Genomic DNA, 11,668 nt, shown 5'->3' on the forward strand with positions numbered 1-11,668 from the left:
TCAATAGAAAGGGCAAGCGCGAAACGGACGAAAGTATTCAAATGAAAGATTTAAGATTTGTTTATGTTACGGTTGGAAATTTAGAAGAGGCGAGTTTGATCGCAAAGAAGGTTGTGGAGGAGAAACTTGCAGCGTGTGCGAATATTTTGCCTCAGATGACTTCCTTTTATTTCTGGGAAGGCAAACTTCAGGAAGATAAGGAAGTTGTTTTGATTTTTAAAACGAATGAATCCAAATTGGAATCTTTAATCTTACGAATCAAGGAACTGCATTCGTATGAAGTTCCTTGTATCGTTGCTTTACCCATTGAATCGGGCAATCCGGATTATTTGGATTGGTTGCGGAAGTCTTTATAAAATTCTCTTACTTTTTCCAATAATGATTCTATTTCCAAGGAATCCTTCCAGGAGATAAAACTCTCCGGCATATCCACAGCCCGGAACCAAGGAGAACCCGGGTATTCATCAGCAAGCGCAAATGCGGAGGTTAAACTAGCAATTGTTAAATCCACGCGACCGAAAGAAGTTCCGTTGAAAAATTTTGATTTCGCATACCTGGATTGCATTTCTTTTGCCAGATCCGAAAAACTTTGTTTTGCAATATCTACGTTTTTAGGTGTGATCTTATATCTTCTGCGGGTTACCATTGCGATCAGATCGAAATGGTCCGGGACTACTGTTTTATCTTCTTTTTTCGGTGGAACTAATTGAAATAATTTTCCCACGATTTCAGGATAATCCAATATAAAACTGTATAAAATCGTTTGTAGTGTTTTTCCGATTTCAATACCGATTCTTGTTTCCCATTCTCTTTCTTCCGCAGTTGAAGGAGAACCGAAAGCTTCCTTATCCACTAGGTCCAGGATGGCATCAGACCCTTGGATAGTCGAATCACCGTCTTTTAAAACGGGAACGTATGCATCGGGAACGATCTGTTTTAGAAAAGTAACATGTTGTCCCGGCACAAGAGGATTTAATTCGTAATCATAAGCCGCAATGTCAAGCCCCCAACGGGCTTTTTCCGAAAAATGGGAAATAGGGAACGTATACAAAACAGGTTTCATAAATCCATAAGAATGTTTATTTCCGAATTTATGTCAGCCAAGATTTTAAAATTTGAAGAAAATGTATTGTCTCCTGAAATCTTGATTAAGATGATAACCATTGTCTTTTTGTTCTCCGCTTTTTTCGGAGAAAAGAGATATGCATGTATTCTTCCCCAAACTGGCATTTGTCGGAACTGGGAATGATCGGTTGATTACTGATATACATGTCGGTTGACGAAAGGATTTTGGAGAAATGAAAGGAACTTGGATCCCTTTCCTAATTAAGCGGAGATGCCTTGGAAAATACGATTCCAAACCAAAATAGAAAATGAAAAAATATATATACTCTAATTTATTCTTATTACTTTTTTATCCGTTTTTTTCAAACGGACTCTTCTCTCAGACCAATCGGGTTGAAAATTGCGCTGATTTTGTTTGTATGATTGAGATTGAAACCGAAGACGGAGTTGAGCTTAAATTTAGAAATAAAAATGCAAATCCTTGGACCAGAAATTCCATCAAGATAGAAGCAAATATAACCAATTTGGAATCCAATACCGAGTTTCCTCTGTTCACTGTGATAAAAGGAACGGAAGAAAATTTTATCACCAAGTTTACTTTCAAAGAAAAAGGGAAATATTATTACCGATCTTTCGGATATAGAGTGCGACCTGGAGATTGGGATAGCGTTCATGATGACTCCGTGATCTACGAACTTCCCTTTGAGGATGGGAAAAGAATCAAGATCGGACAAGCTTATAATGGTAAGGTGACTCATCAGGGCCAATTCGCTTATGCGATTGATTTTACCATGCCAATAGGTACTCCGATTCTTGCCGCAAGAGAAGGTTATGTGATTGCGACGGAGAGCAAATTTACGGAAGGGGGATTTTCTCCCGAACTTTGGACCAAAGCGAATTTTGTCTCCATCCAACAGGAAGACGGTACAGTTGCCAATTACGCACATTTGAACAAAGGAGGTGTGGCTGTTCGTGTGGGCGACAAGGTTTCCGCCGGACAACTGATCGGTTATTCGGGTAATACCGGTTATACGCAAGGGCCTCATTTGCATTTTGAAATTCATAAGCCGAATAAAAAATTCGAAGCTACCACTGTCCCGACGGTTTTCAAAACCCAAAACGGGGAAAGAGATACGATTAAGGAGTATTTTGTTTACTGGAAACCGAAGCCGGGTGAGTCGAAACCGGTCGATTTTCTTTTGGATGAAGATATCATTCTTTGCAAGCTGAATGCAAAAAGAGAAAGAATTGCCTGTGGTTCGGAAAATTTCAAATTGGGCGAGTCCGTAATCGTCTCTCTGGATTTCATCCAACCGGGAGATCATAAGATCGAAGTAACCGTGATAAACTTGGAGCAGTCGGTTAAGCCGCTTATGTTGGAATGGAGATCCCGATTGGAAAATGTTTACGAAGGAGGATACTTTGAACTTTCAAAGTCGCCTTATATTCAGGGAAAATGGAAGGCCGAAGTCAAAGTGGATGATCGGTTTCGTAAAACTTTGAACTTTAGCGTTGGCAATACCAATATCAAGTAAATATCCATTTGATTACATTGGCCAGTGGTTTGGCCCAAATAGGAATCGGTTTTCTGAAAAAGTTCTTTTTCGGAAACAAAAGAAACAAACTCAATGGAACCAACTTGCCGTCATCAATTAATGCTTGTTTATTGGAAAAGGCGGTAAGCTTTTCCGGATTTAAAATCGTATGGATTTTTGAGATTCCTTTTTCATCCACTGCAAAAGAATGCAGGCCTATCGGCTGATTTTTGCGATAGACAATGATACAATTTGTACCATTGGATTGGGCTAGGAAATGTTCTGCGTTTTTGTAGTATTGATTTTTTCTTGTTCTGATTAAAAATGCTGCCGCTCTTGGTTTTCCCATAATAGGAATTCTTGCCGCGTGTACTTTTCCTCCTCCGTCGCTCCAAACTACAATGTCTTCCCTTAACAAAGGCAAAAGCAGCTCGGGGTTTCCTTGTGAGGAAGCTAACAAAAATTTATGGATCAATGCATTTTTAGATTCGAGACTCGGATTGAATTTCTTTTTTTCGGAACGAAGATTTTCTTTTGCCCGCTTTAAAATTTGCCTGCAGGCGTCCTGTTTTTTGCCTACCGACTTCGAAATGATTTCATAATCCAAAGCAAAGGATTCCCTTAACAGAAAAACTGCTCTTTCCACGGGGTTTAATTTTTCCAAGAGATGAAGGAAGGCTAGATCCAGAGTATCCGGATCTATTTCATCTTCGTTGTTTGCAGGAATCGGTTCGGGTAGCCAAGGTCCTATGTAAGTTTCCTTTTTTCGTTTGGTCTTTCTGATCGTGTCCAGAGAAAGTCTTGTGGCGATTGTAGAGAGGAACGCTTTCGGAGAACGGATCAATTGTTCTTTTGCATTTGACCATCTCAGGAAAGTCTCCTGCACAATGTCTTCCGCATCGGTAAAAGAACCTGTCATGCGATAGGCGATTCCGAATACCAGACCTTTATGTTCTAAAAATTGATCTAACCTTTCCATACATAAACGTCCGCATATTTTTCCAATTTAAAGGACAGTATTGTAAGCTTGCAAATAGTTTCCTTGATAAAGGCAGCCATTTTGGATTTCCAAACCTTTCCGTAAGGAGTATCATCCGGCAGTGAAGATTGAACCACTCCGTTTTGTCTTCCCAAACTTATATTTCGTCCCAAATAGGAAAGGCTAAAAGGTTTTTCACCTAACTTTGATTTTATGCCAAAAGTATAGGCCAATCTTTCTGCGGCATAAATTCCCATAGGCAGAGCAGTGGCACATGCCATTCGCAAATGATCGTGGTTTCCGGAAACCACTTTGGCGGCATCTCCTGCTACAAACACATCTGGGTTATTTTTCAATTCAAGATATTCATTCACAAGCAATTGACCGATTTCGTTCGTAGGTAGTCCCGATTCCGCGCCAACGGGAGAAGCCACTAGCCCGTTGGAAAGAATGCATATATCATGTTCTATTTTTTTTCCTGATTTTGTAATCAATGAACCGGCTTCGAAAGATTGAATATAGGAATCTTCTATCAAATGGACCTTATGTTCTGCAACATAACCTTTCATCCAATCTGTCGCTGTTTCCGAAAATCCTGCCCCTAGTTTTCCGGAATCTACCAAAGAAAGATCTGCTGCGGGAAATGTTTCCGCAAGTTCGGCCATTGTTTCAATTCCACTCAGCCCCGCTCCAAGGATTGTGATCTTAGGTTTGATCACTGCCTTCAATGTATTTGCCATGCGAATGCAATCGGCTTTTTCCGCGATAGAGATGTAAGTATCAGGCAGAGTCCCGTTTGCTTTCTTTTGAACACCTAACGCATAAATCAGATAATCATAATTCAGTTTTTTATTATTGCTTAGAAAAATTTCTTTCGAGCCGGATTCGATTTTTGTGATTTTGGCGATTTTGAGTTCTACTTTTTTATGCAATAAGGATTTGGTTGAATATGTTTTTGCGAGAGTTCCGCAAAGTACCTGGTGATTACGAATCCTTTCGTGAAATTCTTCCTCTGCTGTCACTAGGATGATTCGGATCGGGAGTTTTTTTCTGGCCAATCGGTTTGCCGAAATGATCCCTGCATATCCTCCTCCGGCAATGATAACTGTTTTTGTAGATTCCATGTTTTCTCCTGTTAGAAAGAAGACGAATCGGGAAAATCTTTTGTGACGGATTCTAAAAAAGGAGAAATTTTTTTAAATAATCATTTGACAAGTATATGTATGTTTAGTATTTTGATTTCAGGCTTTCCAACCAAATCTTTTGATGGGAAGATCGAACCGGGGCATAGCTTACTTCGCCATTGTCGTTCGATCTTCCTTTTTTTTTATCATTCCGTTTTTCCGAAATCCGTAACTAAGAAATCGCAAATCCTTAAAAAATCCGGTTGTGAAAATTCTCACGGTTATTTTTTTTGTATTAGTTCATTATTTCAATAATATTGAAGTATTGAACTGAGGTTTGAACTTAAGAATGACTACATTATTTGATCCTGTTAAAATCGGAGAATTGGAACTTTCCAATCGAATCATTATGGCTCCTATGACTCGTTGTCGTGCCGCAGACAATAGAGTTCCCAATTCCCTTATGGCGGAGTATTACGAGCAAAGAGCTTCCGCCGGGATGATCATTACGGAAGCTACTTCGGTGACTTCTATGGGAGTCGGTTATCCGGATACTCCCGGAATTTGGTCCGAGGAACAAACGGAAGCGTGGAAAAAAATCACAAAAGCCGTTCATGATAAGGGAGGAAAGATACTGCTTCAACTTTGGCATGTGGGTAGAATTTCCGATCCAATTTATTTGGATGGAAAATCCCCTGTGGCTCCCAGTGCTATTGCGGCTGAAGGTCATGTAAGCCACATCCGTCCTAAGAAAAAATACGAAACACCCCGGGCTTTGGAATTGGATGAAATTCCTGGAATCGTCGAATTGTACCGTAAAGGTGCCGCTAACGCTAAGTTAGCTGGTTTTGACGGAGTGGAAATCCATGGGGCTAACGGTTATCTGTTGGATCAGTTTTTACAAGATGTTTCCAATCATAGAACCGATATATACGGAGGTTCTGTGGAAAATAGAGCCAGACTGCTTTTGGAAGTAGTGGATGCGGTCGTATCCGTTTGGGGCGCAGGAAGAGTAGGTGTACATCTTGCTCCTAAAGGAGATGCTCATTCTATGGGCGACTCCCGCATCAAAGAAACATTCTCTTATGTTGTAAAAGAATTGGATAAACGAAAAATCGCATTCATTTGCACACGTGATTATGTGGGAGAAGGACATTTCGGTAGTGAGATCAAACAACTGTTTAATGGCACGTATATCGCAAATGAAAAATTTACGAAGGAAACTGCCTCGGATTTTATCGCGAGTGGAAAATCCGATGCGGTGGCATTTGGAACCTTGTTTATCTCTAACCCGGATCTAGTGAGACGTTTTAAGGAAAATCTTTCTTTCAACGAATTAAATAGTTCTACTATTTATGCAAAGGGTTCGGAAGGTTATACGGATTACCCGTTTCATTCCTAATATAAGGGATGAAACGATGACCGGCCTGAAAGATTGAAGCTGATAAAAAAATATAGAACATGAAAGAACTTACCAAAAAACAAGAAACCCTTTTGATCTTTCTTTTGGGGGCATTGACTGCTATTGCCCCCTTTTCGATCGATATGTATTTGCCTAGTTTTCCCGCGATTACGGAATATTTTAAAACGGATATCGCTCAGGTGGAACTTTCTTTGACTTTTTACTTTGCCGGGATCGCAGTTGGCCAATTGTTTTATGGCCCGTTGATTGATCGTTTCGGTAGAAAAAACCCTCTCCTTATCGGGATTTTTCTTTATGCATTGGCATCCATAGGATGTTCCGTCGCTCCCAATATAGATTCTCTTATCTGGATTAGGTTGTTACAGGGACTAGGTGGTTGTGTGGGGATGGTTGCGGCAAATACGATCGTTCGGGACGTTTTTCCCGCAGATCGGACCGCAAGGGTATTTTCTCTTTTGATTCTAATCATGGGTGTAGCACCGATGGTTGCACCTACGCTTGGAGGTATATTCGTCGCATCCTTCGGCTGGCAGTTTATCTTTCTTGTGCTCGCTTCGTTTTCGGTGATTCTTTTTTTCTGGGTGGTGGCTTTTCTTCCGACTGTGGTCGGTCCGGATACAAGCGTATCTTTAAAACCGAATGTCATTTTGGGAAAATATATCTTTGTAGCAAAGGATAGGATTTTCTTAAGATATGCGTTAGCCGGTAGTTTCACATTGGCCGGACTATTTTGTTATGTTGCAGGTTCTCCTTTTGTAATCATTCATTTGATGGGATTTAGTCCGAGTGAATTCGGAATCGTTTTTGCCGTCAATACTTCCGGATTTCTTTTGGGCAGTCAAGTAGGTAGAATCTTGTTATCCAGATACACTTCGGATCAGATTATCTCTGTCGCCTCTATTTGTTTGGCGGTATCGGGGCTTTTACTATTGGGATCGGTATCACTTTTGTCGGTTTCTCCTTATTTTTATCTTGCGCCTTTGTATTTCTTTTTATTTTTCGCAGGATGCATTCCTCCGAATGCAAATGCTTTGGCCTTACAACATTTCACATCCAATGTGGGAAGTGCTTCCGCATTTTTAGGATTTTTGCAAATGTTTATCGGTTCTGTGGCGACTGCGGGAGTAGGATACTTTCACATTGAAAGCGCTTTGCCTATGGCAGCACCAATGGCAATTTGTGCACTGATTAGTTTAAGCATATATCACGGTTTAGGTGTTAAGAAAAAAATAGAAGTCAATGTAAAGGCCCTCGGATAAAATTAAGGGCCTTTTCTGTGTTTGAAAGAATTTAAAGTTTGGGAAGAGGGTCTCCTGTAAGATAACCGTCTGTTTTTAAATTTCTGCAGGAGATTAGATTTGCGATTGTAGAACCCACTACAAATCCCGTAAGTCCTTTGATGTCTTTCACGCAAGAATCCACATCCGATCTTACATAGTATTTTGCCGCATCAATACCTGCGATATCATCTGCGATCAAACTTAGTATACTGATTCCCGCAGCTCTTCCACCGGTTGCCGCAAGTGTATTGACTAAGTCAATTGTAATCGCCGCTTCACGAATGCGGGATGCAGCTTCGCTACCTTTTTCGCGATCTATATTGAGGCCTACCGGATTTAGCAGAACGCAGTTTGACATACTAATCACTACAAAGAGAATTAAGCATTTGATTTTCATTTTGGTCACCTTGATTTTTTCGACAATTCTCAATGGGAAATAGGAAATAGCAAGGCAAAAGATATAAAAAAAAATAGAAATGATTTCATCTGGGAGCAAAACGTCCACTAGCTGATCCCCCTTCATAGGGATTAAAGACTTTATAGTTTTTATAAAGGGAAACATTACGACCAATGGGATGTGAATGATTTTATATTCAGGCAAAATCTTCTCAAAAAACACCTTTCCCTTTTAAGACGGAAAGCAAAGAATACAAAATAATGAATATGGATCCATCGGTAAATGTTTTAGGCGGTAAATTAGTTCCTTGCTCTCATCATCCGCTCACCGGATTTTTCAGGGACGGGTGTTGCAATACTTCGGACGAAGATTTCGGTTCCCATACGGTTTGCATCCAAGCTACGGAAGAATTTTTAATTTCTCAAAAGGCCTCAGGTAATGATCTGATGACTCCTCATCCTGAATATTCTTTCGCAGGAGTAAAGCCCGGAGAAAAGTGGTGTTTGTGCGCCAGCCGATGGCTGGAAGCTTATCGAAACGGAGTGGCACCGCTTGTGTTTCTGGAATCTACCCACAAGCGGGCGTTAGAGATTATTCCTTTGGAAACCTTGGAACGATTTGCCGCAGAAACGGAAATTTCCTAAGGCCTGAAAAAAGTCTTAGCATACACTCTCGTATGATAGGATGTATTGCTTAAAAGTTTTGCAATGATCCCGTTCAGAGGATGTTCTATCGGATATAAGGATTCGTATTTTATAATATTTAGATGCTCGATTTCCAGGTCCGCGTCTTCCGCAGTCGTGTAGGCTTCTTTGGAAACCACATCCCTTATATAATTGAAATCCTTCCAAGCGTCCAAGTTCTTTTCCGGTGCTACGGAAAGTGCAGTATAAACAGGATGGTCTTCCTTTTTATTCAAAAGAATTTCTCTGACCAAATTGTATTGGTATTCTTCGATCAACGAGTGGCGGTTCACTACATACTCCACCATATTCGCTTTCGGAGAATCGATTCCGATGATAGATAAAAGTTGAACTCCCATTCTCTTTCCGAATCCTACCCTCGGAAGAACGGAAGAATGATACGGTTGAGTCAGGTCTTGAATGTAATGCAATGCCCAACCACTGAATCTGTAACCCCAATAAGTATGTCCCGTTTTAAAAGCATACTCTGCGAGTTTTGTGAATTGATAGATTCTATATTCGGGATATGTTCTTTTTAAGAAACCGGCAACGGTTAGAGTGAGAGAGGATTCATGAAAAAATCCCATATGAAAAGGAGCTTGTGACGAATATTCAAACCTGGGATCGCCGAAAGGTTGTGTTCCGAATCCGTAAATTTTTCCAAATTCGGAATCATTATCGGTGAATAGATAAAAATCCAAATCATAGTCCGGCTCATCCACCGCAGTGGCAACCACATCCAAAGGGGATACGTTTGCGCCTTCGGTAAGAGCTACAAACTTTTCACTCACCAGCCTTCCTTTGTCTTTTAAGGTAGTGATGTTGACTAGTTCTTTCGATTGAATGTTTTGAGGAGGACTCAAAACGGACTGAATATAAAGACTTGGTTTGTGGTGAGGGAAGACTCGTAATGCTCTGAAAAAAGCGGGAACCAGATCTTCCTTCTTTTTAATTCCTTCCGGGTGAAACACCAAACTTATGTCAGGTTTTGGGCAATGGGGAAGTAGTTTGGCACCGTATTCATCCGCATCAGTCAAGACCGCCTTGATCCCTTCTTTCTCTTTGTTCAGAAAGTTCGCAAGGCTTTCCGCTTTTACATTTGCAGGAGGGGACTTTTTCCAATAGTTTTTTAAAATAATATAAGTAAGACCTGCATGATTGCTCCAAGCAAAGCAGGGGAGTGAGAATATAATTACCGTAAAAATAATTAATGTTTTAGATTTCATTTCGTTTCTTGTTCCTTTTCTTTAAATGTTTTTCCGTTCCAAATATATTCCCTTTCGTAATACTCTTGAGCGGAGATATCATCTATATCATAATGTCTTGTGATCTCTCGGATCGTATTCGGCTTACCTTTGTAGATCTTTCTTTTGATCTCGGAATCCGCAGTCAAAATATCATCCGGAAAAACAAGCCAGGACTCTGCGCAGGAAGGAGGATCGCACATTCCGGGAACCCTGGAGAAATGGGATGTAAGTTTGCCGTCTTTCAAAGTGATGAATGTTTCATTGGGAAAACCATATTCTATTTCAGAATATACTAAATAACGAAGACTGAACATCTCTCCGGGACTCGGTTTGAAGGATTCGGTATTGTACAATTCATGTCCCCAGGATTCGTTGCTCACCGGTCCCGGGTCCAACTTCAAACTTGACGTCAGCTTGGAATCCGAAAGAGCTTTGATTTCCAAAACCTCGGACACAACCCCCAGGTTTCGAACAAGGATTTCGTATTTACCCAATGTAAGGTGGTAATCGGAAAGAAGACCTCCCCAAACGTAACCTTCTTCTTTCCCTGCCTTCACTTTGTACCAATACTCTTTCACCTTTCCTTGTGCGAGCGCGGTATTTGTTTTTTTTAGTACTTTTACTGGGTTTCCCGGTTGGAGTTTTGTTACTACATCCGCTTTTAAATTCGGCTCTTTTCGAATATTCACATTTTCTGCAAATACCTTATACTCTGTATTTTCCTTCTTTTCGGGAAGAGTTCCTTCCCAGTGGCCTTGTGCGAGGAGGGGCGATGCCAAACTGATTAGGATCAATGCGGAAGAAGAATATTTTAACAAAGAAAACATCACTGGGAATCGGATTATACCCGGATCGTAAGTCGATCTCTTTTCCCCGGGGGACAGTTTTTTTTCCCATGACCCAAGCCGATGATAATTGTATGCACCTACTTGTTCGGGGTATAAAATGATTTTTCTACAGCTAATCAATCCGTATTCCATAGAACAAATCAAAGCATTGGAAGACAAAGCCAATGCTTACGAGACTTGGGTTTTCTTTTTAGTATTTTTGGTGGTGTTGCTGTCTCTTGTATCTCTTTTGCAAAGATTGGCAATCGTCAAGTTGCGCAAAAATCATAGTCTGACAAGGCCGGGCCAACAAAGGGAAAGAAACATTTTGGCGGATGTAAATACGATTACACAGACCTTACCGGAAGGGGCGCATTTTCCTCAACCGAACGAATTACTCAACTCAGGTCTTAAATTCAAATTCGGTGTCTCAGGATTTTCTTCCGAAAAAACAATTATTGTCGGACAATCGGAAGGAACGGTTAAAACGCATTCCACAGAGGTTACCGACTATCATTTAACTATAATTATTCGGAAAAGAGGAGCTTCCTATCATCTTGAATTTAGAAGGGAAGGTAAAGTTCTTATTCTTTTGCCAGGTTCGAAACAAATGACGGAAATGGGTGCCAGAGAAAGATTCACCATTCAGAAGGAAGAAAGTGAAGAAGGTTATTTGAATTTCAATTCCATCGAATCAAACGAACCGATTCGGTTTCGATTGGGTAAAACATTGACGGAAGATTTGAAATTCCTTGGAGGGTATTTCGAGTTTCATTTTTATACGAAAGATTCGGAGTCATCTCATCTGGACGGGAATAAAGAAAAATATTTTTTTCTCAAACTTTATAAAATCTATCCCGGTTATAATACCGCAAAACAAAATAAAGACGGTCTTTTTCCCATGCTGGAGAAGTTTGAAAAGGTTTGAATCCTCTTGTTTTCTTGTAATGATTTAGTAACAGACTAAAAGAGACATAATGGGGGCACGGGGAATCAGTGGCCCCCACCCTGCTTCGGGATTGGGGGGAGTGGCTCGTGGGCCTGCCGAAACTCCCTAACACAAAATAACAACCTTGTCCATCCCAACCTCAAATCGTATGAAAATTTT

Annotated in this window: 12 protein-coding genes; 6 read left to right on the top strand and 6 right to left on the bottom strand. The window is 40.5% G+C overall.

The window, feature by feature from the left end; genetic code table 11:
* Positions 1-41: 41 nt before the first annotated feature.
* A complete protein-coding gene (gene cutA, locus DI077_RS03445) occupies positions 42-356 on the top strand; it encodes a divalent-cation tolerance protein CutA (RefSeq protein ID WP_109020808.1) in 315 nt (104 codons plus the stop codon).
* Here cutA and DI077_RS03450 read toward each other — a convergent pair.
* Positions 326-1,063 carry a glutathione S-transferase N-terminal domain-containing protein gene (locus DI077_RS03450; RefSeq protein ID WP_109020807.1) on the bottom strand — a complete coding sequence of 246 codons (738 nt, stop codon included), beginning with the start codon at positions 1,061-1,063 and terminating at the stop codon, positions 326-328. The two genes, cutA and DI077_RS03450, sit on opposite strands and share 31 nt — an antisense overlap.
* 310 nt (positions 1,064-1,373) lie before the next feature.
* On the opposite strand from DI077_RS03450, the gene DI077_RS03455 reads away from it, so the two are divergent.
* Positions 1,374-2,600 carry a M23 family metallopeptidase gene (locus DI077_RS03455; RefSeq protein WP_109020806.1) on the top strand — a complete coding sequence of 409 codons (1,227 nt, stop codon included), beginning with the start codon at positions 1,374-1,376 and terminating at the stop codon, positions 2,598-2,600.
* On the opposite strand, the gene DI077_RS03460 is transcribed toward DI077_RS03455, so the two are convergent.
* Positions 2,593-3,579 (bottom strand): sigma-70 family RNA polymerase sigma factor, encoded by a 987-nt coding sequence (locus DI077_RS03460; RefSeq protein ID WP_109020805.1) that lies wholly within the window; start codon positions 3,577-3,579, stop codon positions 2,593-2,595. The two genes, DI077_RS03455 and DI077_RS03460, sit on opposite strands and share 8 nt — an antisense overlap.
* Positions 3,567-4,703 carry an NAD(P)/FAD-dependent oxidoreductase gene (locus DI077_RS03465; RefSeq protein ID WP_109020804.1) on the bottom strand — a complete coding sequence of 379 codons (1,137 nt, stop codon included), beginning with the start codon at positions 4,701-4,703 and terminating at the stop codon, positions 3,567-3,569. The genes DI077_RS03460 and DI077_RS03465 overlap by 13 nt, the downstream gene beginning before the upstream one ends.
* A 349-nt stretch (positions 4,704-5,052) precedes the next feature.
* On the opposite strand from DI077_RS03465, the gene DI077_RS03470 reads away from it, so the two are divergent.
* Together DI077_RS03470 and DI077_RS03475 are read left to right on the top strand one after the other, a co-directional pair.
* Positions 5,053-6,105: an alkene reductase gene (locus DI077_RS03470; RefSeq protein WP_109020802.1), complete on the top strand. Its 1,053-nt coding sequence runs from the start codon at positions 5,053-5,055 to the stop codon at positions 6,103-6,105.
* A gap of 59 nt (positions 6,106-6,164) precedes the next feature.
* The gene (locus tag DI077_RS03475) at positions 6,165-7,385 is read left to right on the top strand and encodes a multidrug effflux MFS transporter (RefSeq protein ID WP_109020801.1); all 1,221 of its coding nucleotides are present in this window, start codon (positions 6,165-6,167) and stop codon (positions 7,383-7,385) included.
* 31 nt (positions 7,386-7,416) lie between these two features.
* Here DI077_RS03475 and DI077_RS03480 read toward each other — a convergent pair whose 3' ends face one another.
* Positions 7,417-7,803, bottom strand: a complete 387-nt coding sequence (locus DI077_RS03480; protein ID WP_109020877.1) for a TIGR04452 family lipoprotein — start codon at positions 7,801-7,803, stop codon at positions 7,417-7,419.
* Positions 7,804-8,063: 260 nt separating this feature from the next.
* On the opposite strand from DI077_RS03480, the gene DI077_RS03485 reads away from it, so the two are divergent.
* Complete coding sequence (locus DI077_RS03485; RefSeq protein ID WP_109020800.1) at positions 8,064-8,447, top strand: DUF2237 family protein; 384 nt, start codon at positions 8,064-8,066, stop codon at positions 8,445-8,447.
* Here DI077_RS03485 and DI077_RS03490 read toward each other — a convergent pair.
* Positions 8,444-9,712 carry a phospholipase C/P1 nuclease family protein gene (locus DI077_RS03490; protein ID WP_109020799.1) on the bottom strand — a complete coding sequence of 423 codons (1,269 nt, stop codon included), beginning with the start codon at positions 9,710-9,712 and terminating at the stop codon, positions 8,444-8,446. The two genes, DI077_RS03485 and DI077_RS03490, sit on opposite strands and share 4 nt — an antisense overlap.
* Positions 9,709-10,560 carry an SH3 domain-containing protein gene (locus tag DI077_RS03495; protein ID WP_109020876.1) on the bottom strand — a complete coding sequence of 284 codons (852 nt, stop codon included), beginning with the start codon at positions 10,558-10,560 and terminating at the stop codon, positions 9,709-9,711. The genes DI077_RS03490 and DI077_RS03495 overlap by 4 nt, the downstream gene beginning before the upstream one ends.
* Positions 10,561-10,678: 118 nt before the next feature.
* Here DI077_RS03495 and DI077_RS03500 point away from each other — a divergent pair, with 118 nt between their 5' ends.
* Positions 10,679-11,488 carry a hypothetical protein gene (locus tag DI077_RS03500; RefSeq protein ID WP_109020798.1) on the top strand — a complete coding sequence of 270 codons (810 nt, stop codon included), beginning with the start codon at positions 10,679-10,681 and terminating at the stop codon, positions 11,486-11,488.
* Positions 11,489-11,668: the final 180 nt, after the last annotated feature.

Origin of the sequence: Leptospira kobayashii, from assembly GCF_003114835.2 — a bacterium.
GTDB lineage: Bacteria > Spirochaetota > Leptospiria > Leptospirales > Leptospiraceae > Leptospira_A > Leptospira_A kobayashii.